At 54.8% G+C, this 26538-nt stretch carries 21 protein-coding genes and 1 pseudogene; 8 read left to right on the forward strand and 14 right to left on the reverse strand.

All coding sequences use genetic code 11. The features are described 5' to 3' along the window. Positions 1–18: 18 nt before the first annotated feature. Positions 19–3141 (reverse strand): transglycosylase domain-containing protein, encoded by a 3123-nt coding sequence (locus ACEN2T_RS23235; protein ID WP_050442884.1) that lies wholly within the window; start codon positions 3139–3141, stop codon positions 19–21. Between the two features lie 375 nt (positions 3142–3516). On the opposite strand from ACEN2T_RS23235, the gene ACEN2T_RS23240 reads away from it, so the two are divergent. Next, positions 3517–4935 (forward strand): amino acid permease, encoded by a 1419-nt coding sequence (locus ACEN2T_RS23240; RefSeq protein ID WP_032891858.1) that lies wholly within the window; start codon positions 3517–3519, stop codon positions 4933–4935. A 39-nt stretch (positions 4936–4974) separates the two neighbouring features. Here ACEN2T_RS23240 and ACEN2T_RS23245 read toward each other — a convergent pair whose 3' ends face one another. From ACEN2T_RS23245 to ACEN2T_RS23255, 3 genes and pseudogenes are all read right to left on the reverse strand, one after another. Beyond that, positions 4975–6105, reverse strand: coding sequence for an OpgC family protein (locus tag ACEN2T_RS23245; RefSeq protein WP_032891857.1), 1131 nt, complete (start codon positions 6103–6105; stop codon positions 4975–4977). 282 nt (positions 6106–6387) lie between these two features. Further along, positions 6388–6672 (reverse strand): putative quinol monooxygenase, encoded by a 285-nt coding sequence (locus ACEN2T_RS23250; RefSeq protein ID WP_099601205.1) that lies wholly within the window; start codon positions 6670–6672, stop codon positions 6388–6390. 11 nt (positions 6673–6683) lie between these two features. Next, positions 6684–7571: pseudogene (locus tag ACEN2T_RS23255) on the reverse strand (glutamate synthase-related protein); the annotation flags it as partial. A 41-nt stretch (positions 7572–7612) separates the two neighbouring features. On the opposite strand from ACEN2T_RS23255, the gene ACEN2T_RS23260 reads away from it, so the two are divergent. From ACEN2T_RS23260 to ACEN2T_RS23275, 4 genes are read left to right on the forward strand one after another with little or no spacing between them, the layout of a single operon-like run. Beyond that, the gene (locus ACEN2T_RS23260; protein WP_442117606.1) at positions 7613–9646 is read left to right on the forward strand and encodes a hypothetical protein; all 2034 of its coding nucleotides are present in this window, start codon (positions 7613–7615) and stop codon (positions 9644–9646) included. 4 nt (positions 9647–9650) lie between these two features. After that, positions 9651–11672, forward strand: a complete 2022-nt coding sequence (locus ACEN2T_RS23265) for a site-specific integrase (protein ID WP_442117607.1) — start codon at positions 9651–9653, stop codon at positions 11670–11672. Continuing rightward, entirely contained in the window at positions 11669–12589 is a 921-nt protein-coding gene (locus ACEN2T_RS23270; protein WP_442117608.1) for an AAA family ATPase, read from the forward strand. The genes ACEN2T_RS23265 and ACEN2T_RS23270 overlap by 4 nt, the downstream gene beginning before the upstream one ends. A 12-nt stretch (positions 12590–12601) precedes the next feature. Beyond that, positions 12602–13834 (forward strand): tyrosine-type recombinase/integrase, encoded by a 1233-nt coding sequence (locus tag ACEN2T_RS23275; RefSeq protein WP_442117609.1) that lies wholly within the window; start codon positions 12602–12604, stop codon positions 13832–13834. A 123-nt stretch (positions 13835–13957) separates the two neighbouring features. Here the strand turns inward: ACEN2T_RS23275 and ACEN2T_RS23280 are convergent, their stop codons facing one another. From ACEN2T_RS23280 to ACEN2T_RS23295, 4 genes are all read right to left on the reverse strand, one after another. Next, positions 13958–14293 (reverse strand): hypothetical protein, encoded by a 336-nt coding sequence (locus tag ACEN2T_RS23280; RefSeq protein ID WP_442117610.1) that lies wholly within the window; start codon positions 14291–14293, stop codon positions 13958–13960. A 498-nt stretch (positions 14294–14791) separates the two neighbouring features. Further along, positions 14792–15040 carry a hypothetical protein gene (locus ACEN2T_RS23285; protein ID WP_442117611.1) on the reverse strand — a complete coding sequence of 83 codons (249 nt, stop codon included), beginning with the start codon at positions 15038–15040 and terminating at the stop codon, positions 14792–14794. Between the two features lie 779 nt (positions 15041–15819). Continuing rightward, entirely contained in the window at positions 15820–16134 is a 315-nt protein-coding gene (locus ACEN2T_RS23290; protein ID WP_442117612.1) for a hypothetical protein, read from the reverse strand. A gap of 247 nt (positions 16135–16381) precedes the next feature. Further along, entirely contained in the window at positions 16382–18826 is a 2445-nt protein-coding gene (locus tag ACEN2T_RS23295; RefSeq protein WP_442117613.1) for a UvrD-helicase domain-containing protein, read from the reverse strand. Between the two features lie 676 nt (positions 18827–19502). On the opposite strand from ACEN2T_RS23295, the gene ACEN2T_RS23300 reads away from it, so the two are divergent. Continuing rightward, positions 19503–20039: a hypothetical protein gene (locus ACEN2T_RS23300; protein ID WP_442117614.1), complete on the forward strand. Its 537-nt coding sequence runs from the start codon at positions 19503–19505 to the stop codon at positions 20037–20039. A 151-nt stretch (positions 20040–20190) separates the two neighbouring features. Here the strand turns inward: ACEN2T_RS23300 and ACEN2T_RS23305 are convergent, their stop codons facing one another. Further along, entirely contained in the window at positions 20191–20673 is a 483-nt protein-coding gene (locus tag ACEN2T_RS23305; RefSeq protein WP_442117615.1) for a helix-turn-helix domain-containing protein, read from the reverse strand. A gap of 800 nt (positions 20674–21473) precedes the next feature. Here ACEN2T_RS23305 and ACEN2T_RS23310 point away from each other — a divergent pair. Next, positions 21474–21971 (forward strand): hypothetical protein, encoded by a 498-nt coding sequence (locus tag ACEN2T_RS23310; protein WP_442117616.1) that lies wholly within the window; start codon positions 21474–21476, stop codon positions 21969–21971. A gap of 68 nt (positions 21972–22039) precedes the next feature. Here ACEN2T_RS23310 and ACEN2T_RS23315 read toward each other — a convergent pair whose 3' ends face one another. The 4 genes from ACEN2T_RS23315 to ACEN2T_RS23330 all read right to left on the reverse strand — a co-directional run bounded on the left by ACEN2T_RS23315 (position 22040) and on the right by ACEN2T_RS23330 (position 24646). After that, entirely contained in the window at positions 22040–22426 is a 387-nt protein-coding gene (locus ACEN2T_RS23315; RefSeq protein ID WP_442117617.1) for a hypothetical protein, read from the reverse strand. A gap of 55 nt (positions 22427–22481) precedes the next feature. Then, the gene (locus ACEN2T_RS23320; RefSeq protein WP_442117618.1) at positions 22482–22721 is read right to left on the reverse strand and encodes a hypothetical protein; all 240 of its coding nucleotides are present in this window, start codon (positions 22719–22721) and stop codon (positions 22482–22484) included. A gap of 105 nt (positions 22722–22826) precedes the next feature. Beyond that, a complete protein-coding gene (locus ACEN2T_RS23325; protein ID WP_442117619.1) occupies positions 22827–23975 on the reverse strand; it encodes a hypothetical protein in 1149 nt (382 codons plus the stop codon). Positions 23976–24037: 62 nt separating this feature from the next. Then, positions 24038–24646: a hypothetical protein gene (locus tag ACEN2T_RS23330; RefSeq protein WP_442117620.1), complete on the reverse strand. Its 609-nt coding sequence runs from the start codon at positions 24644–24646 to the stop codon at positions 24038–24040. Between the two features lie 293 nt (positions 24647–24939). Here ACEN2T_RS23330 and ACEN2T_RS23335 point away from each other — a divergent pair, with 293 nt between their 5' ends. After that, on the forward strand, positions 24940–25398 hold the full coding sequence (locus ACEN2T_RS23335) for a hypothetical protein (protein WP_442117621.1): 459 nt from the start codon (positions 24940–24942) through the stop codon (positions 25396–25398). Positions 25399–25486: 88 nt separating this feature from the next. Here the strand turns inward: ACEN2T_RS23335 and ACEN2T_RS23340 are convergent, their stop codons facing one another. Further along, on the reverse strand, positions 25487–26455 hold the full coding sequence (locus ACEN2T_RS23340; RefSeq protein ID WP_442117622.1) for a toll/interleukin-1 receptor domain-containing protein: 969 nt from the start codon (positions 26453–26455) through the stop codon (positions 25487–25489). Positions 26456–26538: the final 83 nt, after the last annotated feature.

The raw sequence follows: 26538 nt of genomic DNA on the forward strand, positions 1-26538 counted from the left end.
CGGTGCGTTGAGCACCCGTTATTCGAATGAAAGATGCGCATAACTAACACCCTGTTTCGGCGGTTGGCACAGGGTCTGCGCGTCGGGTTGCAGGTAAGGCGTGAGGATCGGTGCCATACCCTTGAGCACCTGCACCGGCAGCGCCGACGTGAACGTGAATTGCTGCGCCGAACTGCCCGGAACGAATGCGGTGAGGGTGCCGAAGTGGTGCTCGCCGATATAGAACACGAACGTCGCGGTGCGGTTGATGGACTTGGAACTGAGCACACGCCCACCGGCGCCGATGGCTTCGATGCGGTTGTCGCCGGTACCGGTCTTGCCGCCCATGATCAAGGGTGTGCCGTCAGTCAGCTTGAAACTGCCGGCCACGCGTTTGGCGGTGCCGGCGTCCACCACTTGCGACAACGCGCCACGCAGGGCGGTGGCGACTTCGCTGGGCATGACGCGTTTGCCGCGATCGGGGTTGTTGACCAGGCGGGTTTCATAGGGCGTGTCGGCGGCAAAATGCAGGCTGTCGATGCGCAGGGTCGGTTCGCGCACGCCGTCGTTGAGGATGATCCCCACCAGTTCCGCCAGCGCAGCGGGGCGGTCGCCGGAGCTGCCGATGGCCGTGGCCAGCGATGGCACCAGATGGTCGAAGGGGTAGCCGACTGCCTGCCAGCGCTGGTGAATATCCAGAAACGCTTCGATTTCCAGCATGGTGCGGATGCGACTGTCACGGGCGCTCTTGTGGCGGCTCTTGAACAGCCAGCCATAGACTTCCTGGCGCTCATGCTCACTGGCGGCGACGGCCTGGGTGAAGGTGGCGTCGGGGTGTTCCAGCAAGTAGCCGAGCAACCACAATTCCAGCGGATGGACCTTGGCGATGTAGCCTTGGTCCGGCAGGTCGTAGGCGCCGGGGCCGTAGGCCTGATAGAGCTTGGTCAGGCGCTCGTCGCTGAGTTTTTCCGGTTCCTTGCTCTTGAGGTGAGCGCGCACGAACCCATTGAAACTCTGCTGGCTGGCCTGGGGCAGCAGGTAGCGGTGCACGGCGGCCAGGCGTATGGCGGTGGGGTGCATGCTGTCGAGGAAGGTGTCGAGCCGCGCCTGGGTGTCCTTGTTGCGGTAGCGTTTCCAGAAACGCAGCAGAAAGGTGGTGCCCTCACGGTCGGCGAACTGGGCCAGGTATTCCTGGCGGCGCGGGTCGCTGTCGTCCTTGAGCAACTCGGCGCTGTTGTTGGGGCCGTGGTAGGTGCTGTAACGCACTAGGTCGCGCATCAGGCGAATGAACGGCAGGTTGATCGACTCGCGCAGGGCATCGCGCAGGCTCGGGCTGCGACCATTGTCTTCGTTGCGAAAATTGTGGAAGCGGTGCAGGCCGCCACCGGTGAAAAAGCTCTCGCCAGGGCTGGCGGAATACTGCCGGTCGAGGGCTGCGTCGAGCATCTTCGCGAGGCTGCGGTCGGTGCTTTGCGCCAAGTAGTCCACGGCCCAGCGCGACAGGCGATCCTGCTCGTCGACGCTGACTTTTTTCAGTGCAGCGGCGGGCTGTGCGCCATAGCGATCATGCAGTTCGCTGATGATCTGCAAGTAGGTGGTCAGTACCCGTAGCTTGGCGGTGGAGCCCAATTCCAGCTTGCTGCTCTCGTTGATGTCGAAGGGTTGGTCGGTGTTGTCGGTCTGCACACGCACCCGTGCGCCGTCGGCGGTCATCTCGTAGAGGGTGAAGCTGTAGCGCACTTGCGCGGTGCTGGCCGGCGTCAGCAGCCGTGGCCCGAGCAGGCCCAGTTGCGCGGCGAAGGCAGGGTCAGCGAGCTGCTTGAGGTAGGCGGTGGCCTGGGTTTGCAGGTCGTTCTGCAAGGTGCTGGTGGCGGCCAGATCGAGGCGGTCGAGGTCGTACAGCGATCGGTTGAGCAGCGCGGCCAGGCGACTGCGCGCAACGCTGATGCCCTTGTTGGTCTCGATCGGTTGCAAGGTCGGTTGCTGCTGCCAGTCGCGGTACGTCACCTGACTCGCCAGCGCGGCATCGGCCAGGGCCGGTTCAATGACGCCGTTCTGTTTGAGCAGACGCAGGTGGCTGTCGGTCAGGTCCGCAAGTTCCGGGCGGCCTTTGGACAAGTAATGGGACGGCCGGCGCTGGGCGATCATCAGCGACAAGACTTCGCGCAGGGCCACACCTTTTTGCTCGAGGTTGCCAGTGCCGGCGTCGGCCAGCAGCGCATTGGTGCGCTTGAAGTCGGCGCCGTACCACACCCGCAGACCTTCGGCCATGCCGTGCACTTCACCATGGCCAGGCACGGCGGACAGCGGAACGCTGTTGAGGTAATCGCGCACGACGTTCTGGCGCGCGAGCAAGGTCTGCGGGCCGTCCTGGTAGGCGCGCACGCTGGCAGAAAACATCTGGCGCAGCTTCTCGCTACCGGACAGGGTCAGGCCGTCGGGGGAGTGGCGGTATTTTTCCAGTTGGGTGGCGAGGGTGCTGCCGCCGGCGCTTTGCCCGGGCAGGTGCAGCACGCGGGCGACTTGCGACCACGCGGCCTTCGCGAAGCGCGGCCAGTCCACCGCCGGGTTGGCCTGGGGCTGTGCGGGGTCCAGCAGGTCACGGTTTTCGATGAACAGCAGGCTGCTGACCACCACCGGCGGGATCGCGGTGAAGTCCGGGTAAAACTGCTGGGGGTAGCTGAACTGGTACAGCGGCGTGGCGCGGCAGTCGTTGATCGACAGGCCGGCCTGGATTTTTTCGGCGTAGGGCACAAACAGCCCGTGGGCGGTGTAGTCCATCAAGGCGTCGGAAAACTGCGCCTGGCTCTGGATCAGGAAATTGCGCTTGAGCAGGCGTGGCAGGAATTCATCGATGGCGCTGTAGCCCAGGCGTTTGTCGAAGGGCCCTTCACCGGGGTAAACGATGCGGTCGCTGGCGCCGGGCTCCACCGTGTAGCTGAGGGTCGTGGCCAGACGGCTCAGTTCGCGGGACTGCCAGTCGGCGCTGCGCATTTCGCGCTGGGCGACATACGCTGCGGCAATCAGCGCGATCACCAGTAGCAGCCACACCATTCGCCACCTGTACAACCGCTTGCGGGGGCGTCGTGGCAATGGCTGTTCATCCTCGCTGTCGGCAGGCGCCGCAGCTTTGGTTGAATCGGTTTGCCATAAAGCGCCCATAGTCGATTGATCCCATCCCGGCAGATTGATCGGACTTGTCTCAAGCGTAGACGCTGATTGGCTTGCGTGAGGAATTTGTCGACCGGGCCGGGCATGGGCAAAGCCCGATGACAGCGTAGGTGGCTTGAAGGGTCGCACCATTGGTGTGCGATACTCCCACCGCTAAATCGTATTAAGGCGGCAATTCCCGCTGAATATTGCCTTTTATAGAGTGAAAATCACTGGGTTGAGCTTTTTATACTGCATCCCCCCGATCTGGCCCCGCCGGACCGGTTTGCCCACAAGGTGAACCGGCGATGGCATGTCACGGCAGACCCGCCGCGACGTGCTGGACTCGGAGGCTCATATCCAATAACAAGACGAGGTTGTATCCCTATGCCAGTCGGCAACCACCTGCCCCATGGCGAGACCGCTTCGGGCGGCCCGCTCAAACGCGAACTGGGTGAGCGGCATATCCGCCTGATGGCGCTCGGCGCCTGTATCGGTGTCGGCCTGTTCCTCGGCTCGGCCAAGGCCATCGAAATGGCCGGCCCGGCCATCATGCTCTCCTACATCATCGGCGGCCTGGCCATCCTGGTGATCATGCGCGCCCTCGGCGAAATGGCCGTGCATAACCCGGTGGCCGGCTCGTTCAGTCGTTATGCCCAGGATTATCTCGGCCCGTTGGCGGGCTTTCTGACCGGCTGGAATTATTGGTTCCTGTGGCTGGTGACCTGTGTGGCCGAGATCACCGCCGTGGCGGTGTACATGGGCGTGTGGTTCCCCGACACCCCGCGCTGGATCTGGGCCCTGGCGGCGCTGATCAGCATGGGCACCATCAACCTGATCGCGGTAAAAGCCTTTGGTGAGTTCGAGTTCTGGTTCGCGCTGATCAAGATCGTCACCATCATTGCCATGGTGATCGGCGGCGTCGGCATCATCGCCTTCGGCTTTGGCAACGACGGCGTGGCGCTGGGGATTTCGAACCTGTGGGCCCACGGCGGCTTCATGCCCAATGGCGTGCAGGGTGTGCTGATGTCACTGCAGATGGTGATGTTCGCCTACCTCGGCGTGGAGATGATCGGCCTCACCGCCGGTGAAGCGCGCAACCCGCAGAAGACTATTCCGAGCGCAATCGGGTCGGTGTTCTGGCGCATCCTGTTGTTCTACGTGGGCGCGTTGTTCGTGATCCTGTCGATCTACCCGTGGAATGAAATCGGCACCCAGGGCAGCCCGTTCGTGATGACCTTCGAGCGTCTGGGCATCAAGACCGCAGCGGGCATCATCAACTTCGTGGTGATCACGGCGGCGCTGTCGTCGTGCAACGGCGGCATCTTCAGCACCGGGCGCATGCTCTACAGCCTGGCGCAGAACGGCCAGGCGCCGGCCGCGTTCGCCACCACGTCGAGCAACGGCGTGCCGCGCAAAGCCTTGCTGCTGTCGATCTTCGCCTTGCTGCTCGGCGTGCTGCTCAACTACCTGGTGCCGGAGAAAGTTTTCGTCTGGGTCACGTCCATCGCCACCTTCGGCGCAATCTGGACCTGGGTGATGATCCTGTTGGCCCAGCTCAAGTTTCGCAAGAGCCTGAGCCCGGCCGAGCAGAAAGCCCTGAAGTACCGCATGTGGCTGTACCCGGTCAGTTCGTACCTGGCGCTGGCATTTCTGGTGCTGGTGGTGGGCCTGATGGCGTACTTCCCGGACACCCGCATCGCGCTGTACGTCGGTCCGGTGTTCCTGGTGCTGCTGACCGTGTTGTTCTACGTGTTCAAGCTGCAACCGAACACCGCCAACGCGGCGCCAGTGCACTCCGCCTGACGCCTGGCAAGGCCCGCTGCGTGCGGCGGGCCTTACCCTTCAGCTGGCCTGCGTGACCAGCTTGTGCGACTGATCCAGGCGCTTGTTGAATTCCAGCCACAACCCCAGCATCACCATCAATGAAGCGCCGACCAGCGCTGTCAGCAGTTGCATCAGCAGCGCATCGCCAGCCATCGCATTGACCATGTCGGCCAACGGCGCCAGCACGACGCCCAGGCAAAACACTTCCAGTGAATAACGGCCCATGCGGCAGGTGTGCTGCGCCAGCCAGTTGTCGGTCCAGCCGCGTCCGGGCAACAGCTTGGCGGTGACATACGCCAGTGCGAGGAAGTGCAGCAGGCGCAGCGGCGACAGGTCGGTCTTGCTGATTGGGTAGATGAGATCGCTGACCGCCGATGGCATCCACGTATCGTGCACTTCGGGCCAGCGCCACGACAGTGTCAGCACCGCTGCAGCCAGGGTGTAGATCGCCGCCGCCATGAACAACGGCTGTCGGCGCAGTGGCCGCAGTTCGGCCGGGCGCTCGCGGCTGGCATGAATCGCCGCCGCGCCACCGAGGATGAACAGAAACTGCCAGGTCACCGGGTTGAAGTACCACACGCCGTCGGCAATCGCCCGCAGGTTCCAGCCCATCCACGGCGCCAGCAGGTACACCGTCATCGACGCGCCCACCACCAGCCAGGTCTTGCGCAGCAACAGCGGCAACACCAGCGGCAAACCACCGAGCAGCACGATATACAACGGCAGCGGGTCCATCAGGTTGGGCTTGAAGCGCAGCAGAAGTTCATCGGTCAGCGCCTGCTGCGGGTGGGTGACGAAGTGCGTCAGGCCCATCTCCTCGACGAGGTCGCGGGTTTCCACATGGCTGTTGGCGAAGAACACGATGCCCATCAGCATCGCCAGCAAGAAGATGTGCACCACGTACAACACCCAGGTACGGCGCAGGATCTTCAGCGTGGCGAACCAATAGCCGTCACGCTGCAGGATCTTGCCGTAGGCCAGCACAGCGGCGTAGCCGGCGAGGAACACGAAGACTTCGGCCGCATCGCTGAAACCGAAATTGCGTAGGGTGATCTGGCCGAGGGGATTGTGGGGAACGTGATCCCAAAAAATGAAGATCAACGCCAGGCCCCGAAAAAAATCGATGCGCGGGTCGCGTCCGTTCAGCATGGCAGCGGGCTCTTTGACGAAAGGTTTAGCAATGACAGGCGCAGGCGCGAATTGTCGTACGCCGCAGGTCGGGCGGGCGCAGGTTGGCGGTATTTCCAAGCAATTGCAAAGGCTGGATATTACTGAATGTCTCTAGACGTCAATGATCTCTGACGTGCCCTGGGTATCGGGGAGTACGGCATGAGAGGAGGCTGCTTTAACAAGGTACAACTGAACCGTCTCTCCGGGGATTTTGTTAACAACGATGCCCTCGGTGGTCCGGTTCAGTCCGGAAAGGCTGGGTCAGAACGCATCCATCAACAGCACTTTGCATGGCTTGGCCTGGTGCTCGTTTATCTGCGGCACCAGCCGGGTAAAGTGTTCGGTCTGGCAATGCGTGTCGAGCGCGGCCTGGTCGGGCCATTGCTCAATGAAAATGAAGTGCCCGGGGTCGTCCTGATCGACAAACAGGTCGTAGGCGATGCACAGCGGTTCCTGGCGGGTTTTTTCCACCAGTTCGGCGTACCAGGGACGTACCGTGTCGAGGTGTTCGGGCTTGATGAAATCTTCAGCGATGACCTTCAGCATGGTTAGCGTCCTTAAGCCGCGGCTACGTCGTGGGGCTCAAAACTGTCCGCACGCGCCATCTGCCACATCCGCGAATAGAATTCGCCGTTCACCTCGCCGGTGAGCAACTCGCCGGGCTTGAGGAACACATGCAACTGCGAGAACAACTTGATCTCGGTCGCCGACATGCGCCGCACCAGGTGCTTGGCCGACAGTTGCGACGGATGATCCAGGCCTGCCGCCGCGAGCATCTCGGCCAGGGCCTTGAGGGTGTTGCGGTGGAAGTTGAATACGCGCTGGGCCTTGTCCGGCACCACCAGGGCGCGCTGGCGCAGCGGGTCTTGGGTAGCGACGCCGGTGGGGCATTTGTTGGTGTGACAGCTTTGCGATTGGATGCAGCCGATGGCGAACATGAAGCCGCGCGCCGAGTTGGCCCAGTCGGCGCCGATGGCCAGGACGCTGGCGATGTCGAAGGCGCTGACGATCTTGCCGCTGGCGCCGAGCTTGATCTTGTCGCGCAGGTTCAGGCCCACCAGGGTGTTGTGCACAAACAACAGGCCCTCACGCAGCGGCACGCCGATATGGTCGGTGAACTCCACGGGCGCCGCGCCGGTGCCACCTTCCTTGCCGTCTACCACGATAAAGTCCGGGAGGATGCCGGTTTCGAGCATGGCCTTGGCGATGCCCATGAATTCCCACGGGTGGCCCAGGCAGAACTTGAAACCTACCGGCTTGCCGCCGGACAGCTCGCGCAGTTGGGCGATGAATTGCATCAGTTCGATGGGCGTGGAGAACGCACTGTGGCGCGACGGCGAGATGCAGTCTTCGCCCATCAGGATGCCACGGGTCTCGGCGATTTCTTTAGTCACCTTATGCTTGGGCAAGATCCCGCCATGGCCGGGTTTTGCGCCCTGGCTCATAAACTTATGTACTATAGGTTTGTTGATCCAGGAGCTACCCGATGGGGCGTAAGCGTACCAAGCATGATGTTCAAGAAGTCATCAATGATGAGAAGGCCATTCGGCCCCTAGACCTCAGAGAGGACAATGGCTTCTACCCCCTCACCACCGTTTGGCGCTGGCGACCACAAGCAGGGAAGGATGCGGGTGAGCTGGTCTCCCTCACCGTTGACGCCCAGAATGCCAGGAAGAGAGAGCTCCTAAACCTAGAAAGCAATCCTGGGCGGATGTTCTATTCCGAGTACATTGACGAGTATCCCTGGGCGGTGAAGGCTCTTGCTCAAGGGTTGAAAACGATCTGTCTGGAAACCCGAATTTCCCACTCTGAGGCGTCCTATAAACGGAACGCAGTGGGCATGTTCTTCGATTTCTGTAGAAGGAAAAGCATCAAGCTCAATAGTTTTAAGGATCTGAACTTCCAACTCATCTGTGAGTGGCGAGCTGACCTTCGTTCGGTTGAAATGGCTAGCCGCTATAAGTCAACAATGTTCCGACGTTGCTGCGTTGTCATTGAACGCATCATGGGCACGGATTTGATGCCCGGCAAGTTTTCGATGCCTATTTACGCTTCTGACGCCCCGGCGCCCCTGGCGCCTTATAGCGATGCAGTGATGTATCAATTGATTGCTGCGGTCACCAGTGACATCGAATCGCTAATGAACAATGCCAGAGAGTTTTCTGAAATCCGAGATCACCCAGAATGCCACACGCTTAACAAGCTTCGAGACGGCTATTCTCATCATGTAGTTGAAACCTACTGCAAAGACCTCTCATTTCGCACAGGCGAGGCAAGGTTCCACACGTTTCTGAATGTGGGTGAGCTGCTGAGTTTTCAGCGAGCTGATTTTGGAACTGAGGCGTCAATTACGTTTCAAACAGGATTTCCCTATGTATGCCTACCACCACCGTCAGCTGTTAGAGATCATCTGAGAAGGCTGGCGGAAAGGGAGGTTCCAAGTAAGGAGTCGTTGTTTTCATTCCTGGTATTTTTCCTGATTTTTTCCGGGAAGAACCTGGAAAGCGTTATGGGCTGGAAGCGTAGGTATAACGTCAAGGGATACAGCATCTCTCCGCTTGATTGGAAGGATCCGTTTGACCCTAGAAGATGTCGGCTCCGTGGGTACAAAGGTCGAGGGAAAGGACGCGCAAGGATCGAAATCGATGACACCTATGTCTCCATCTCCGACGAAGGTATTTACCCGGTACTTGAGTTCTTCCTTTGGTACTCGGAACCGCTCTCGCAGCTCGTTAGCAGTAGGTCTAAAGATTCGCTGTGGCTGTACTTTCGCAAGGATGATTTCTTTGACTATGCCGTTGATGACGTTTTTTCCTCCGATGCCAAGAAGTTTCTGCTGCGCCACGAGATCTGGGATCTGCGTACTGATGAACACGGGAGCCTGACGAAAGAGCGGATCCTTACGCTCGACTCCCGTCGTTTTCGGAAGGTTTATGCGACCAGGGAGTTGCTGAAGGCGATTGGCGAGGCCAGGAATTACCAAGAGCTTCATGCTTCGCTCGCATACTCCCTAAACCACAAGGACTTCGACACCACGCTCAGCCGTTACCTTGCGCTGGGGGCTGCTCGGACAATCACCGATATTGCAATATTCACCCTCCAGCAGAAGTACTTGGAGGAGGCCCGTAAATTCCGTGGGGTAAGGGTTGAAAAAGGGGGGGCGGCAGCTCCCCATGAAGTCCCAGGTTTTTATGCCTCATGTTCTGATCCGAGCGAACCCGATTACGAGGGAGCACTGGTGGACGCTGGCTCCTCCTGCCACGAGTACGACATGTGCTTAGGGTGCAGACAGAGCCGGGTGTTCGAGCAACATCTCCCTAGGATTGCCACCCGTATTCTTCAGTACGAGTCGATGCGACTGACGTTGGCCGATGAGCGTTGGGAGATTGAGTACGGGCGCAAGTACGCTCGCGCTCATGACCTGCTTTCGAATTGGTCAGATCAGGAGGCTGTATACGACGCATGGGCAGATGCGAAAAGCGGTGCCATTTCCCTACCAGTTGTAATCGCGCGAGGATAAGCACATGGCTCTGAAAGTTAGGACACCTGCGCAAGATCTTAAATCATCGGATCCAAATACTGTTGATTGCTGGGATATCATGGACTATGTCATCCGCACCTGGGGTGATCACCCAGTCAGCCAGGCAAGTGTGCTCAAAGATCCTGCTTGGGATTTTCGAAAGGAAGGCCTTGAGTACTTCATCAATGTTGAGGCTGTCATTGGCTCCTCGAAGCGAACCCACTTTCCACTGATCGTGTTGTTCAAGCTGATTGCATTTTGTCTTCTAGGTCGATTTGCAATCATGGAGCGCAGTCCCCGCACCGTTTATAATATCGTTTATGCCGCGAAAGAGTTTGCACAATGGCTCATTGGGAAAGAGTTGTTGGTAGCAAAATATGACGGCGGGTACTTCAAGCTGCCTAGAGATATTCAACAAGAAGACTTTTCTGAGTTTTTGAATTCAGTTAATGCTCTTAGGCAGCATGACAATACCAAGTGGGATAAGGTTCGGCTGCTCGCTGAGTGGTGGCGTCTCTCCCAAGATGAGGGCATGTTGCCTTCGTTTTTAAAGCTTGAAAGTAATCCGTTCGATGGCAAGCGATTGGCGGATTTCAAGGACTACGAAGTTGACGAAGAGCTCGCTCCGCCAGAAGAGGTCTCGGGGTGGCAAGCGATCCCGCTTGAATACGCTTTTCCTTTAGCGACAGCGGCCTTGGATTACATCGAGCGGTATTCGGAACCTTTGATCCAATTTCATCAGGTTATTTATGAAGGCATTGACCAACATAACTCGGGGAGTATCGTCACGCGAGGGCGTGTTAACAAGGTGTGCGCCGAATTGGGTTTGGAAGTCAATGACTTGGGTCGCGGATTGCCCTTCAAGTTTGAGTTCGTTCGGTATGATTCTCTTTCTGACCCAACGAAACACACCTACAGGCTTGAGCGCAAAGAAGCTGAGCGGTGTATTTCACACATCAAAAGAGCCGCGATCACAGTAATTCTTTTCACAACAGGCTTGAGAAGCTGGGAGATGCGAAACCTGAGGCTCGGTTGCTGTGTACCCGACCTGACGATGGGCATTGATGGCTTCTATCGAATGACGGTGACTGTGCGCAAGACCAGCAGGGAGTATCAGAATGGCCAGGTCATTTCGATACCTGTACCTGAAGCTACGTACCAGGCGGTCAGAGTCCTGGAAAAGCTAGGCACGCTGAAGCGGCGTGAGGATTATCTGATTGCGCCTCTGCAGTCCAACGAGAAAAGCGATCACGTCAGTGGTCAACTGACCACGATGAGTTTGATCAACTACGTCAAAGCGTTCGCCCGCGATGTCGGCGTCGCTTACGAGCCGCACCCGCATCAATTTCGCAAGACGATTGCGGGATGGTTTGTGATGAATAGCCCGGTGCTGGGGCCGCTGCTAGTGATGCGTCTGTTCTCCCATAAATCTATGAACATGACCGAGATGTACCTGCGGAACAACCCGTTGATTGTCGAGGCTCGGCAGGAGATCCTGGTTGAGCAGTCGCTCAAAATTGTCGGCGACATTGGGAGGTCTGCACAGGAGGGGAAGCTGGCCGGTGCTGTAGGTGAGCGGATAAAAGAGGGGATGCAGCAGGATCCGTTGTTTGAGGGTATCACCGGCGACAGTCTTGGGGCCACGATGACGCAATACCTGCGTGAGCGGGCTCTACATGGCTCGATGCATTTCCTACTGACCCCGTTAGCTGTTTGCGCTTTTGATCCCAATGACGAGACTGAGAAGCCCTGCGTCAAACTCATACCTGCACTGGAGCTCACCGACGTAACAACTAACCTGCATCATGCAGGCGGCTTACCCTTTGTTAGCAAATGCGTGGGTGCCAAGTGTGACCACTGCCTTGTAACCCAGTGCGAGTCCCAAGCGCTGGAGCAATCACTGGGCTTCTACAAATCGCTCATTGATGGCGCCGTTGATGAGGATTATGCCCAGAACCTTCACATCATGGCGTCTGCCCGGGAGTTCGTTGAGCTGTACACTCCTATCGTGGAGTCCCTGAAGTGATCAATAATAAAGATCGCCTGGCGGAGGCACGAGTAGCCTTCGACCAGCTGAAGGCTGAGTTCCTATCCAATGGTGCCAAGGTAACAATCTCCGCCGTTGCAGAGCGGGCAAAAATTGATAGGAAATACCTGTATGGCAAGCTGAACACCCCAGATAAGGGATTGATTCAGCAGTGGGTAGCGTTAGGTGAGGAAATCACCTCATTTCGTAAGGCGCAAAAAGACCTTGGGCAAGATCCAGGGGAGGTGCCGGTTGCTACAAAGCTGCACAATGCGCTGATTGAGAATTACAGCCTTCTGGAAAATGTCCGCGATCTTGAGCATATCAGGGAGCGACTTCAACTGCTGTTGACTGCTAGTCAACGCAACGTCGACGAGCTGGAGTCACGCACGCGCGTGCTTGAGGCTAACGCCTTGCGGAATGACGGCGTTGCGCCTGTCGTCGTCAACATGCAGACCAAGCCCCAACTGATAAGTCCCGATGCTGAACGTCACGGTAATGACCAGCTGTCGCTGAAGAAAGCTTGGGTGGATGCGCTGAACGAGCTTCGCAGTGCTTTGGCTCGGCCTGTGGAAAAGACTTTGTTTATTACCGTAGGAGCGCCTGCTAGCGGGAAGTCAACCTGGTGCAAGAATTTCATCGGCAGCAGGGGATACTCTATTTTGTTCGACGCCTGCAATTTGACCCAGAGTGACAGGTATGAACTGCTGGATATCGCCCGGCAGCATCAGAAAACTAAAGTGGTAGCCGTAGTTTTCTATGCGGATTTGAGTGCCTTGGAAGCTCGGAACAGGGCACGGGAAGAAGCACGAAAAGTTCCAGTATCGAAGCTGCGTGCTATGTATAAATCCATAGAGTATCCAACGCTGGCTGATAGCGTAGAGCGTTTCGATGAAGTTATGATGTTGCGCAGTTGAGTGAGATCGGTAATGTATATTGAGTCCGTAGCCCATAAAGATGGTACGCCAATTCCTCATATCAATGGGATGTTGCACTTTCCCCTGGCCCGGTATCTGATCTACTTACGAAAATCAACGATGGTGCGTGGAGGGAGAAGAGAACCCACGACCGTTATCAATAACTTTAAGCATTTGAAGATTTTGTTCGATTCCTGCGCGGATATGAGCGTGAGATTCGATAGGGTCACCTACGAAGTGCACATCATGGCCCTAAAGAAAGCGTTGAAGGAAAATGGCGTTCAGCCTCAGTCAATCAATGCATACTATCGGTCGTGGCGAGCCTTCTATGATTGGTGCGAAGCAAATAGCATTGCTTGCTTTATTGAATTTCCGCCTAAGTCTCAAGTTCAGCCAGAATGTCAATCTGGCAAATCTATCATCGCTGTGCATACATCAAAGGGGCGCGTAGGAAAAGCTGACCTTGGCCTTGAATCGGAGGTTAGTATTCTAGACTACAAAGATGTGGTCTTGAGTAACGATGAATACCTACAGCTATCTTCGATTCTGTCTGCTATAGATCCAGTTTATGATTATATCGGTTATATGATGGTGACGACGGGCTTGCGAATTGGCGGGGTTGTACAACTGCCCCTGGGTAGCAACGCTAGAAACCCTGGTTGGCTCCGCTATCCCGAGCTCAAGGCTAAGGGCGTGCCGTTTCAGCGGCTCATTTATCTCCCAAAGGGGAAGAAGCGTTTGTTGAAGTGCGTGGTGCTTACTGAGGCCCTGAAGCGCCTTCACTCCGAATACATAACGGGAAGTCGAAAGGATCGTCTTAAGCTATTTTCTAGTCGCTACCCTGGAGAGATTGCGCCTCTGTGGCTGACTTCGAACGGCAAGCGTGTTGAGTTTCATGATATCTGGGACGCCTTCAGGGCTGCGTCTGAGACGTTGGGCCGAAAGATCACCCCCCATCATCTGCGTCATACCTACGCAACCTTTGTTGTTTATCACTACTTCAAGGCCCATGGCCTCAAACCAAATCTTGCGTACGCCCATGACATCCACGAGGCCTTGAGAATTCAGCTCGGCCATTCGGATCTTGAAGTCACGAAGCGATACATTCGGACTGTCATCGGCACTGAGGCTGATGCTTGGCTGCCTCTGCTGACGCCGCATGTTGGGCAGGTCATACAGGAAAGCATGCCGGCGCACGTTCTCGCATCGGTGGTGAGATTTTTTGAATCATCTCCGGATGCGTAGTGAATCGCCCCGAGTTTCGTTGACAACTCCACCGAGTTGACGCAGATAGAGAGCAGAGCCAAGAGGGGTTTGCTCTTTAGAGTCGGCGCACGACGTTTCAACTCATCGGCCCAGCTGCGTTTTCTACATCGATTTAACCGATACCAATTCCACGTACTTGTATTTCTTCCTGGCAGCCTTCACAGCCTCCTGCTCAGCAAGCAACGAGCTCAACGTATCAGCCTCGTGAATCAACTCGATCATTTTTCCCTCAAACTCGTTCCCAACGCGTAACGTGACCCTCAGCCTGGGCGTAAATGCTTTCGTCACTTTCTTCTTGGCTGCTGGAGCGACCACCGGTTTTGCGAGCACAACCTCTTCCACAGGCTCCTCTACTAGAGGAGCAGATACCTGCTCTTCGGGCTGAGCCGTACCGAACAGGGCACGACGCATTTCTTCTTCAGTTAAATCAGAGTTCATAGAACATCTCAACGGGGGCGGTAATCAGCTCGACGAATTCTACTAGGATCGCTGCTCCAGCGTGTTCTCTGGAAGCGTTTATGACCACTGAGAGTTCGGGCTACGTTGTAGTGGTCAACTAATCCCGGACACGACGTCAAGTTTTTTCTCGGCCTGAGCTGGCGCGAGACCACCATTGAATTCATGGGGTCGAATCCAGTTGTACCGGTGCATCAAATCTAGGTGGACACCATCGCCTTAAGCGATGGCATCAGGAAGGTGTGTTGCCCGGACGCTTACCCATGTCTTGACTGCGGGTCTGGATAGATAACTTGGCCGGACGCTTACTCCAAGTCGGCCATCGGGTTGAGCAACGCTGTAGGTCACACGCGATCAAGCGTCCGGCAAAGTCACCGGCCAATCAGCAGTACTTGGCGGCCCTACGTGCCTCTATGGCACCTAGGAGTAAACCAATTTTTTGTACTGTAAACCGTGAGGTTTAGAATGCAGAAAAATGGCTTACTCCTCTCCGAGATTCCAGCTTGCCGCTGCGAAGTAAGCCGACCAAAAGGCATCGGCCGTAACAATCCTAACGAGCCATTGAATACGGGCTTCTCGACGCTGCCAAATCAGGTAGTCGTTGGTGACGACGGTAACCAGCACCTTAACAAATGGCTCAGAGATCGCAGACGTCCGGTTATTGCACTCGTGAGTCTGATCTAGGCGCTTCGATTTGATCGGCAATATTTGTGTAAAGGCGTCGAGCATCAGGCACCGTTTCAGATCGGAGCGATGCAGGCTTGGTAGCAGGGGGAGGGTTTCACCTTCGAGCCCTTTTTATTCAATCAGATTGCTGTCACAGAGTGTGCCCGGGGGGGGCGTTCTGCAACGCCCAAGAAGGCGCATGCGCATTGCCTATGAGCGCTTCTCCTACCTCACCTTCGTAGCGCCGTAAAGTATTCGCCGCTTAACCGTCCCGACCATCATGGTCAAGGTTGTCATAGTAGTCCCGTTCGTACTGAGACATCTTTGCCCGAACCTTTTCGAACTCGCGCTTCGAACTCCTTTCGATCTCGGAACGAATATTGTCAGAAAACTGCACGTCCGTTTTGAGGCAAAGGAACAATGCCTCGTATGCCTCCAGGTCATTGCCATACGATGCAATGAAGAAGAGAGGTTCCTTATCCCGTATGCGCTGAGAGATTTTTATGCTGCCCCGCTGGCGACTATGCCTGCTGAGACGGCCCCTCACCCCTGAGCTCAGTGACTCAGAGATACCTATGTAATAGGGCTTGAAGTTGTTAGGCCAGTTGCGCCCGAAGTAGTCGTCTTCATCGGTTGCTGGGGTGACCAAGAGCTTGGGGTTCTGTTTGCCACCTATGATATATAACCCCTTTTGACGGAGAGCAGTTTTGTGGGCAGTCAGTGGCTGAGGAGGCGTCCAAGTAATCATCCTAATCCTTTGCGTGTGATAGGGATCGGAGGGCTTTTATAGAAAAAGCCTAGAGATTTTCATTCCCGAGTCCCGTTCAAAAATACCGACTTTATCATTGTGGGAAGCGTTGCCCGAGTGCTTTTTCCAAACGACTTTGACCACTCTCAATGGCGTCGATCCAGTTGGAAAACGTCTTCCATAGATCTATCGACCAGTCTGAAATGGGATTGGTAGCGAGTCCGCTCTTTGCCTGCTCAACCTGGACATGATTGTCCGGCTGAACTACATCAGTGTCGTCCAATGCTTCCAATGACACAACTGATCCGGAAGGCGCCTGGAGGAGGTGGAAGCAGAGCCGTGTCGGCTGGATAGAAAATCCGTAGTACTGTCCAGGTGCCGAGGTAGGGTTCGATGAAAGGTTTTGCATGCCTCAGTGCTCTTCCTTAGCGAGTCGTGCCGTATCTAGGCAGCGTTAAGCAGCTCCGATGAAAGCAGCTGTCATCGATATGTATGATATTAGATTGCTACTCTTGGATTCATCCGTGTCCGCTTCACTGATCCTTTGTGAATAGCATACTGAACGTGCTGAGTCTCGCCAGGCGAGCAAGTTCGTCCCGATTCCCTCGGGCTACTCGAAGGAGGTGAGCCCGCAGGGCGATCTCATCAGCAGCTAATCACGTCGGGCCCTGGATAAATTGCTCCGTGTGCCTGCATGATACTTTTCCCGCTCGCCTGTAATCCGAGCAGCCCCAGAAGTTTCCGTTGGCGCGATAGATCATGTCCCCGCCCGTTCTTGGGCAGGTAGCGATCCAGCCATTACAGCCTGGCGATACGCAGATGCGATAGCGTCCGGACGGTCTCATTGGTGCCTTACACGTTGGGCAACCGCTTTCCGTGTGGGTGCATTGTGGCCAGTTGGAACAGCCTACAAATGGAGCGTTGTTCGCCCTCTTGACCCGATTGACCAGGTTCCCTTGGGTGCATACCGGGCAGTTAGCAGCTGTCGCATTCAACTGCTCTGGAGTGGTTGGAAGCTCTTCAAGCTCTAGAGGGTAATCCCCTTCAACTAACTCTTTTACGAAAGGTGAGTACCGAGCCATGTCGCAGAGCAGATAGACCCGATGCCTGGCCCTGGTGAGCGCGACATAGAACAACCTCCGCTCTTCGGCATGAGGGTAAGGCTCGGCCTTTGGCTGCAGTGCTTCGATGAGCGGGTGAGTCACGATTTCAGACGGTAGGCCGTACTTCCCTTTGCCCAGACCCAGGATGATGACGTAATCCGCTTCCTTGCCTTTTGAGCTGTGAATCGAATCCTGTTTGAACGCAAGACTGGGGTACTGGATGGACAGGGCCTGGAGGTCAGGCAGGTCGTGCTTGAACCTTGCCAGGAAATAGACAGAGGAGCCTGCCTTGGCGATTTGGCTCACACGCTGGACGGTTCGCTGAATCGCTTCGACCTTGGCCGCATCGCTCCCCATTGGCGCTCTGACCAATGACACGGTAGGTGAATAGACCACAGTATGGGATTCGATGGTCTTGGGCATCTGGCGTTTGTTCTGCATGATAAAAGGGCTCGCCACCGCACCAATCATGCTGTTGAAGCGAAACGTTTTCTTAAGCTCCGTGGCCTTGGTCGCGCCAAAGATCTTTTCAAAGTCGGCGGTGAAGCTGATATCGCTGCCTGTGAACCTGAAGATCGACTGCCAATCATCTCCCACGCAGAAAAGTGAAACATCTTCCTGGTTGTCGCGTAGAGCCTTAACTAGGTCAGCTCTCGATTTGGCGATGTCTTGGAACTCATCGACGATGATGAATTTCCACGGGCTTTCAAAGCTGCCCTCTCGAACGTGCTGATTGGCTTTGTTGATCATGTCATCAAAGTCCATCTTCTTCTCGTCCTCAAGCGCTAGCACGTAGGCATCCACGATGGGTGCAAGAAGGTCTAGGGCTGCGCGGATCTGCCCAGGGTCGGCGGATCGAGCAATCAGTTCCGCTAGCTCCTGATCATTGAGATTCGCCGCACGGAGCAACCCAAGCATGTCTGTCAGGATTTGCGAGAACCTGGTGATCGCTCCGAACTCTCGAAGGGTCTCCAGTACCGCTTCCGGCGGCATTGGATCAAGAGCGACACCCGCTTTGACCAAGCGTTGCTTAAATTCTTCAAGCAACACGCCTTCCTGTTTTTCGTAGTGAAAGGTCTCGATCAGTGTCGTGCAACCGAGTTGGTGCACCTCACGCTTCCACGTCATGTCCGCGTGATACTGGTCTTGATTGATATAGGAGGCGGTTTTTCCTTGGCGATCGGTGCCGAAGTGCTCGATATAGATCCCATAATCTGGAAGGTAGAAATCAGGGCAGTAGGCACCCCGAGTCTGCAAACGAATCGAGGTGTCGTAGATGGCCTCGTACTTGTACTCGATGCCATTTTTGAAAAGGAAATTGGCGATGTCGCACTCGCCGAAGCCCTTGACGGCTTCACCCTTTAAGGTGCGGATCTCGTTGTCAGCCAGGAACCGGTAGTACTCGCCGAGCGTGCTGAAGTCAAAAGGGTTACGCACGGGGTACAGCCACTGTTCAAAGTAGTTCAGCAGCAGTTCCCGGTACGTTGGCTCGCGTTGTTTGGTCTCGAATACAGAATTAACGAACTGGGCTTTCAGGGCCTTGTCGGTTGCCATGGCGCTAGTGGCGATCGGCTTCTTCGCTGCCTCCTGAATGATACATCGACCAAGCCGGTGGAAAGTCTCAGCTGTGATGCCCTTGATGCCCAGCTTTTTCTCAAGACGCTCTCTGAGTTCTTCGGCGGCTTTGTTCCCGTACGCGAGCAGAAGGATCTCTTCGGGCCTCGCTTGTCCACTTTGGACGAGAAAGGCCACCCGCCCAATGACGGTGCTGGTCTTGCCAGTACCTGCGCCGGCCAAGATGAGGTTGTTGTCTTCATCAATGACGCATGCCTTGCGCTGGTCTGACGTCAGCTCGCTGCTTTCAACCGTGTCAAAGAGGTCGCGGTAGTCGATCAGCGCTCTCTCGACATAGGCCTCGCGCGACTTCGTGAGCCAGATTTCGGGATTGCCTATCAGCTTCCACATACGGGTCAGTAGATCGTAATCCTCAGCAGCCAATACGCCCGCAGGTGGGACAGGTGGGCAAGAGATTTCCCAAGAAAGAGCCTGTTGCCTATAAGACACCCACTGTGAAGTCCGTAGGTAGCGCGCATCTCTCAAGGACTCTGCAAATGAGTCCAGCCTAGTCCGCGCTTGTGCGACTCTTGGAAGGTACCAAGCTCGAACGAGCGCTTCCCACGCGGCATCTCGTTGTTCAGAGGTTCGAAAATACAGTCGCGACGTGCCGCGAAGGGTAGTCACGGACGCCATGTGCAGGAACCAGATAGGGGCTTTTTTAGGAGGATGAGGGATCGCTTTCCACTCAACATGCTCGGTGTCGTCTAGCTTGCGTATTTTGAGGGTGGTACTGGAAATGGTAAGGCTGCGTGCTGCCGATGGGAGCCAGCGAGCCCACCATGGAGGATTAAGGTCTGTGAACATCTGGTACCAGCACCGGCTTCGTTGACGGACGCGCGGTTCGCTTCCTTTGTGGTAATTAGTGTGGGCATTGAACATAAACTCAGTTCAAGCCAGAAATTTCGTCGAAAAGAGGTGATATATCATCATTATCTTGGATAAGCACTGATTTTCCCCTTTGCCATGCGGTATGTACTAAGCTCGTCCAGCAAGCCGCTGTGGTCAACACCGGCAGAGCGATCAACCTGACCGTTAGCAAGAAGAGGAAGAACCGCGCATGGCTACCACCCAGAGAATCATTCCAGATGGCTCCGACGGTTTCATCGAGGTGGACTGGTACGAGGATAAGCACAGACCGGATCGACAGGAGAAAGCCGATCAGACCTACCCTTTGAATCCTATCCTGCGCGAATGCTTCTCCAATACCCCTAACCAATTCCGTGAGCCGCTCGAACTGGAAGACTGGTGGGAGCTCCCATATATCGAATCGACCACTTGGGAGGATTCGGAGGCGTGGCGCCGTGAGTGTATTCAACGCCGAGGGGAGAGCTTAGACGCAGCCGAGATTGAAGCTAGCGTCGAAGAGCATAAGAAGCAATTTTTCGAATCCTATCCAACCGGTACTCGATTCATCGTCCATTGCCTGGACGGCGGAGCCTGGGATCGACCGACTATGTGGGGCGATTTTTCGACACTTGAGGAAACTATCGAGTGTTGTTCCAAGGGCCCCGTATGGCGTAAGCACAAGTCTCAAATATATCGGTTAGAAAGTGATTCGCCTTTTTGCGCGCGGTTAGTTCTTTCAAACCTATAGATCATGTAGTCATGAGTTAGGGGGCATGGGGGCTGGTATTGATGATGCCTTCAACTCAGAGGCCGAGCTAGTTTGGCCTCATCGCCAGCCACTCCATTAATAAGACGCTTCAAACGCTAAAATTGCGGACTTGCCCGGGATTAAACCCTGTTCAGTCTTCCGCAGGCACCGTCCTATCCCACAGGTAGCCAACAGTAGAGCGGGTGAGATTTAGCTGCCTCGCGGTCTCGGCCTTACTCAAACCAGCGCCTCTGCACTCAAGTACTTTTCTTAGCTTTAGGATGTCGGCAGGCCGCGCGGCAGGCCGCTTCTGAATTGTCATACCCGCCAGGTGCGCCCTGATGTCATCAGTGCTGATCTTAGCCTCAAGGGCTTTCAAATCTTCGGTAGCCTTGGCGAGTACGTCGGCGGTGGAGGTGTTGTCGCGGGTCGAGAGAACGAGCGCCATCAGTGAAACAGGGTTCAATCCGAGCGCCTCGGCCAGCTCTGCGAATTTCTCGATGGTCGGATTGGTCTCGGCGTTCTCAATCCGGCTCAGGTATGTCCGCGATGCCGCGTGAGCCAAGCTCTCCTGCGTGAAGCCCAAATTCTCTCGGATCGTCCGAACGACTGCCGCAAGCGCTTGCTTCAACAAGGCGATGTCCCCAAAAAGCGAGGATATAGCCACGTTAGCGTGTACAGTTACACATCACATAATGTATAAAACTGTACTTTGTGGTGTCGGCGGGATTGCTTGCGTTTCCTAGAGCGCTAGCCAATGACGTCTCAAGGCATGACGGGCTCAAGCCGCGCAGCTCTGGCTTTGAAGATCGTCATACGGGGCGTGGCTCCGGCTGGAGCTGCACGAGAGGCTTCTCAATTATTCGCTAAATCGCATCGCGCCCCGTCGACCTATCGATCGAAGAAGGCGGTGCGGCTAGGTTACATACGCAGTGGTTTTGAATCGTCAGGAGCGAAGCAGATGTCAAATCGTGAGTGGCCGGAAAGCCTCCAGAGGGGCGAAAAACGGCAGAGCGTCTGTCAAGGTTTGCCCTGTGAGGTCGTTCGGGCCCAGGCCGTCAGTTGGTCTGTACACGTCGACGCTTACCTTTTCAGCGCGGCAAGAGTAGGGGAGAGATACGTCGCGCTCGTTTACAACGACCAATCGAGGAAGTCGGAGGACGGAATGACAGTTGCTACTCCCCCCGTGTGGTGCGTTGAAGAAAGGGAGGACTTCAAACTGGTGCGTACCGCCGGCGGAGATCATTACGTGATCTCCAGCGAGCAGAGCTCGTGACAGACTTTTGCTTGAGTATTTCTCGTGGCAATGGGAGGTGGTTCCAGTGGCCAGTCGCCCCAGTATCAGTCACTGCCCCGTGAGCACGCCGCCTGGCTGCTCATGATGGATTGTATAAAAGTCGCGCCTGTCAAAAACTAATGCCTTAAGGACGAAAAATGGCTGACCTCGAAAAGATAACGGTGATTATCAAAAATTATGACGTACAAGCACTGAGCGATCTTGATGCGCTTTATAATCGTGTGAGACTTGAAGATGCACAAGGCAATACATTCTATTTTAAACAAGTGGTAGTTCCAAAGTATCTAAAAAATCATGGTGCTATGGCAACTGAAACTCCACGAACGTGGTATTTCAAGAAGCTCTCGAAAAAGACCATTGTTGTTTTGGCTTTCGAGAACAAAAATGGGAAAGTCGAATACGACCTGGATGACATCCGTTTGATTGCGAGATCAACAGTGTTAAAAGGTATAGTATTTTCGCTTGCTTCAGTTCCAGCAGCTATTATTGCCGCTACGGCCACGTTTGGCATAGGGTTGGTGCTGCTCCCTATGGGCCTTTGGTATGGATACAGGAACATCTTCAAGCTACCCGCCATGTTGAGTCGCAAGACACTCTTAAGCGATTTCGCGCAGCATGGAATTGTAGTTCGCTAAATTTACAGCAGATGGTTTTGCGTGAGGTGTGGGTGCGGCCTTTACAGGCCGCTGGCTTTTTGGATTGATTACTCGTCATCAAATGCCGCATGGTGCTGCTCTACATGTGCGAGATCACGTTGCCAGGCGTCGAGAAAATCAATCCAATCCTGTAGGTAAAATCCCTCCTCGACCCTGCCTGCGGCGCCAAGCGCAATGACAAAACGGGATTTCCATGGTTCTGGGATGTCGCCTTCGCGCACGACCCAACAGCCTACGGGATGAGCTTCTCTAGGCAGCTCTGCCAGTTGATCCGGATCGAGATGGCATTCGCTCAATGGAGCGTCATGATCGAGCCGCTTAAGCTCTTCCAGCCTCTTCAAGACTGCCTGAGCGCCCCGGTCGCCAGGCATCAGATCAGCCAGTTGCCAGAGGGCCTTCCTTCTTTCTTGTTCTCGCAGCCAGATGTCGTTCATGAGCAATTCCATGGAGAGTACAAATGTATCCCTTGTGATTGGAGAGGGACGCTGATCATAGGTTACCCATGCTTGAAGCTGTGAATCCAGGCTGCATAATCCATGCGCAGATCAGAGGGGATTGGGGAGTATCCCGCGACGCCTTGGCGAGTTCCTCAGGGCGTTCAAGGCGATTGCTGAGCCACGTGAAGAGCGGGGGACTGCCCCGCTCATAGCGTCCCATCTGGGCCTCTAGGTGGTTGGCAATTTCGCCGACGGTCTCCATGCTTTCGTCAAGCTCATCGAGCAGGCTCATGATACTTCCCTTAAACCACAGGTCGATATCATAGAGTCGAAACCATTATGACTGGTTTGCCCACCGCTGAAGCACCTACAAGGAAGCGCCTCTTAATAAGGAAATTTATCTTGCTGGCAAGATTTCAAGATTGCTTGCTCCCCTCCGCTTCAAATAAGTTTCAAATTTACTATTATGAAGATTATGTGCGGCGTTAGTGTTGAGTATATAGCTTGCTTTCAGCATCGCGCTGTCTTCGGTGGACAAAATTATATTGTCCTCAATCAAGACGATTCCGGAAAGGTGGCGAGATATGTCTGCAAGTGTAATGTCGGATTTAATTTTTTTATTAATGGTTTTGGCTTTGGTTTGAGTCGTAGTGGTTGTGTCGAAAAATATTGCGCCAAGATTGTGAATAAACTCGTGAGGTATGCCCATTGTGCTAAAGAGCATGATTTTTTCACTGGCCCATGGAAATACGACAAAAATAATTAATGTGGGTTCTTTGCGCGAGAATTTTTTTGCATGTGTTACGAGTAAGCGCTGGTGATTTGCAGCGTGGGTTTTCGAGTCGTAACTACTTTCTGCGAACATTACACCAGCTTCCCATCCAAATCGGTAGGATAGGCCATCGACGATCTTGCTACGGAAGTGCGAGGGTCTTAAGGTTAAGTCGATTTCCTCAACCAGCTCCTTTAAGAGGTTGGCACGTTCTTTTTGGAAAATGTCGTAATCCTCATCCTCTGGATATTCAGGTAGGATTGTGAGCTTATTTATGCTTTTAATGGATCGGAATTCTTTAAAAATTCCATCCAGAATTCCACCGCTCTTGTCTGAAAGGATTTTGAAGTCGGAAACGACACCCATCGAAGGGATACACAAGTCGTAGTTGATGTTCTTCATTCCGAAATCGGAGGCGATTGCGTCAGATGCTGCATAGGTAACATCTAGACTAATTTCTCCAGGCCCCGTCTCTGCGTCGCTAAGGAAGTAATCCAGTGCCGCCAATTCTGCATAGTAACCTTCCCATCCACCTAGTTTAGCGACGCCATTCACCGCGTTAATGATAGGGGCGGAAATGTTCTGATTAGTGTCAATGGCGCCTTTGAGTCTGTGAAGGCGTGCCGCGAAATTCCTCTTAAAGATCTCAAAATCTGTAGTGCTGGCGACTGCTCCAACAATATTGTTCCATGTTGTAGCTTCGGTGTCGAAGGTTGTTGTTCCGGGGCCGAAAATACTATTTACTAAATCTGCGTAGCACTTTAATTTTGTCATGTGCAAACCTATGATATTTGGTTTTTTGAATCTGTCGGGTAACTGCGTGGTTGCCGCCGAACTCAAATGTTAGCAAGCGCTGATTTCACGCCTTTCAGAACTGGTATCAAGGTGTAAATATATTTTTTGTCACTTTCAATGCCTGTGAGAAAACTTTCAAAGTGATAACGTTTTTCTTTGAAGAAATTATTGATTGCCTCAAGGAATTCCAGCATCTCATCCTGTGTCTGTATTTTGGCTGCTTCATCCGAAACTGCGCTGAGAATTCTATTCTGCGTGTCTTGATTTAGGTGTTGATAGAGCTTTACCAGCTCATGGGATCTGAATTCTTTTTTAACCTCAAGGCGGCTGTGAAGAATTGTTACTACACCTGGCGAGTCATTCAGGTACTGCTCTTCTCTAGTGACTATTGCATCGTCATCCGTCATTTCTATAAAGGCAGGATCGAAGACCCTTTCGACTAGCTGCGATTTGAAGTAAAGCTCTAGTGCTAATGCGCCGTTAGTGAAAAGTACATTTAGCCTTGGATCATCATAGGGGTTCAATTGTTGAGACAAGGCAATGGCTACATCCCCAAACGCTGAGGCACTCTCGATAATGTGAGTGTGATCAATCCAAATTGTGGATTCAAAGCCCGGATTTGCTCGCTGGAGGCTTTTTGACTTGGGCATGACGCGTCCTTGATGACCTAGTCGGAGGTGCCATAGTAACGATATCAATTTGACAGTGTCGAGTGAGTCGACTTGTTGCCCTATCTGATGGCCTAGTGAGGTGATCACCATTTTGGCTGGATCACGTTGGGCTATCGCTCCCCTCTCATCGGGCCTTCGGATCGAAAGCCGCCAGACGGCCCGGCTCCGGTTAAAATTCACGTGCTAGGTGCAAATGAGCGCCTGGCCATGTGTGGTGTAATTACTCAGAAAGCCGGCGGGCTGGGCGTCGTATCAAATAGGTGAGGGCAATTATGGAGAAGCACGTTATCGCTTTGGAGCGTCACAACCTTCCTGAGTTGGAGATCATCGAGCGCCTGGTAGCGACAGTAGGCCCTGAGGCGTTTGAGGCCGACGTGCGACGCCTATCGGAGCTGCATACTGTCGATCCTGAGTCAGCCATTAAATCGATCAGCCGCCTCACTCACCCTTCCATTATTGGGATGAGCGACACACCCTTTCAAATATTTCAACGGTTGAGTGACGACCTGGTCATGCGAGTGCCTGCGTTGCTACAGCGCCCAAGTTATCGGTACCAGCATGGCGATAACACAGCAGTCCCTTTCGAGCTCTGGTTGTCGATCGTCCGGCATGCCCGAGCGTATTTTGACCCTGCAGGGTTGGATGCAGAGTTCTTGGTCGCGAGGATGCGGGAGGGGCTTTCGAACAAGGAGGCCTTCGATGCCCTTATTGCTTCAAAGCGCCGCAAATGATGCCAGGGATCGATAGAGGGCGGTAAGCCACTCGGACGTTGTCCCGCCACTACTCCATCGCTATGACCCTGAGGTTGGGCAGGAGAGATCATCTCCCGCGTTGCAATGGTGTGATGACGACGCTCCACAGCGCTTCCGCAGCACCTTCTTGAGACAGCTTCTGATCGTGACCGGCATAGTGGGACATGCCCAGGGTTTTCAAGTACAGGGCTTGATCATCAGCGTTCACCGAGAGGGACTCGTTGTAGCTGTTGCCAGCAAACGAGTCGCCTTGGCTGTAGTAAATCCCGGCACCCAGCTGACCCCCTGTAAATACCGTCCCCCTGGCAACGTCCTGTCCGTCCTTATAGATCACTGCGGAAAAGCGATTGGCATCGATTCGACGGTACACCCCTTCATAACCTGGATTGCGGGCTTGAAGCTCATGAAGCGAGTTCTGGAAGTAGCGAGCGATGTACTCGAAGCTGTCGAGCAAGAACTGATCTTTGTCCCGCTGGGTAAAGCTCTTGGCAACTCGTAAGTTACTCGACCGAGGGCCGGCAGGAGCTGAATGGGTGGGCGGCTGTGGAATAACTGACTCCACGCGCTCGGGTTGCGATGCAGGACTGGGCACAGCCTGGCGGCATCGTTCTGCAGCCTTGCGTACCGCCTGCGCCACCTGCAGGAAAGCCACATCCCGGTCGGGCCAAAGGGTGACCGGTTTACCATCCTCAGGCGTGGCAAGCAGCTTGCCGAAGGGAGCATGGTGCCAATCACACGCGCGCAGAATTACAGGGATGACGATCGCGTCCTTTGCCGCGTGGCGCTCCATGGCGCGAGCCATCTCGATGTTGTAACAATAATCTGAGGCGATGAAGTCCGGGCTGACTAGAAGGAGAATGATTTCGTCACTGTTGATGTGGTTGTCGATGGCCGCATCAATTTCCTGACCTGCACCAATCCTGCGGTCATGCCACGTGTCGATCACGCCCTGGCGTTTAAGCATCGAGAGCTGCTTTTCCAGCTGATCACGAAGCGCTTCATCGGCATGGCAGTATGAGAAAAATACGCTCGGCAAGATCGGCACTCCCCGGGTTTGTGATGGTTTTAGATCTTAGGGGCTGTCCTATGACGAAGTACAGGCCCTAGCCTCACTGGCGC

Origin of the sequence: Pseudomonas sp. W22_MBD1_FP4, from assembly GCF_052113765.1 — a bacterium.
Taxonomy (GTDB): domain Bacteria; phylum Pseudomonadota; class Gammaproteobacteria; order Pseudomonadales; family Pseudomonadaceae; genus Aquipseudomonas; species Aquipseudomonas sivasensis.

Bases quoted from the DNA above. Each gene is read 5' to 3' on its own strand.
- ACEN2T_RS23235 (WP_050442884.1), bottom strand. From the start codon at position 3,141: ATGGGCGCTTTATGGCAAACCGATTCAACCAAAGCTGCGGCGCCTGCC.
- ACEN2T_RS23240 (WP_032891858.1), top strand. From the start codon at position 3,517: ATGCCAGTCGGCAACCACCTGCCCCATGGCGAGACCGCTTCGGGCGGC.
- ACEN2T_RS23245 (WP_032891857.1), bottom strand. From the start codon at position 6,105: ATGCTGAACGGACGCGACCCGCGCATCGATTTTTTTCGGGGCCTGGCG.
- ACEN2T_RS23250 (WP_099601205.1), bottom strand. From the start codon at position 6,672: ATGCTGAAGGTCATCGCTGAAGATTTCATCAAGCCCGAACACCTCGAC.
- ACEN2T_RS23260 (WP_442117606.1), top strand. From the start codon at position 7,613: ATGGGGCGTAAGCGTACCAAGCATGATGTTCAAGAAGTCATCAATGAT.
- ACEN2T_RS23265 (WP_442117607.1), top strand. From the start codon at position 9,651: ATGGCTCTGAAAGTTAGGACACCTGCGCAAGATCTTAAATCATCGGAT.
- ACEN2T_RS23275 (WP_442117609.1), top strand. From the start codon at position 12,602: ATGTATATTGAGTCCGTAGCCCATAAAGATGGTACGCCAATTCCTCAT.
- ACEN2T_RS23280 (WP_442117610.1), bottom strand. From the start codon at position 14,293: ATGAACTCTGATTTAACTGAAGAAGAAATGCGTCGTGCCCTGTTCGGT.
- ACEN2T_RS23285 (WP_442117611.1), bottom strand. From the start codon at position 15,040: ATGCTCGACGCCTTTACACAAATATTGCCGATCAAATCGAAGCGCCTA.
- ACEN2T_RS23290 (WP_442117612.1), bottom strand. From the start codon at position 16,134: ATGCAAAACCTTTCATCGAACCCTACCTCGGCACCTGGACAGTACTAC.
- ACEN2T_RS23300 (WP_442117614.1), top strand. From the start codon at position 19,503: ATGGCTACCACCCAGAGAATCATTCCAGATGGCTCCGACGGTTTCATC.
- ACEN2T_RS23310 (WP_442117616.1), top strand. From the start codon at position 21,474: ATGGCTGACCTCGAAAAGATAACGGTGATTATCAAAAATTATGACGTA.
- ACEN2T_RS23315 (WP_442117617.1), bottom strand. From the start codon at position 22,426: ATGAACGACATCTGGCTGCGAGAACAAGAAAGAAGGAAGGCCCTCTGG.
- ACEN2T_RS23320 (WP_442117618.1), bottom strand. From the start codon at position 22,721: ATGAGCCTGCTCGATGAGCTTGACGAAAGCATGGAGACCGTCGGCGAA.
- ACEN2T_RS23325 (WP_442117619.1), bottom strand. From the start codon at position 23,975: ATGACAAAATTAAAGTGCTACGCAGATTTAGTAAATAGTATTTTCGGC.
- ACEN2T_RS23330 (WP_442117620.1), bottom strand. From the start codon at position 24,646: ATGCCCAAGTCAAAAAGCCTCCAGCGAGCAAATCCGGGCTTTGAATCC.
- ACEN2T_RS23335 (WP_442117621.1), top strand. From the start codon at position 24,940: ATGGAGAAGCACGTTATCGCTTTGGAGCGTCACAACCTTCCTGAGTTG.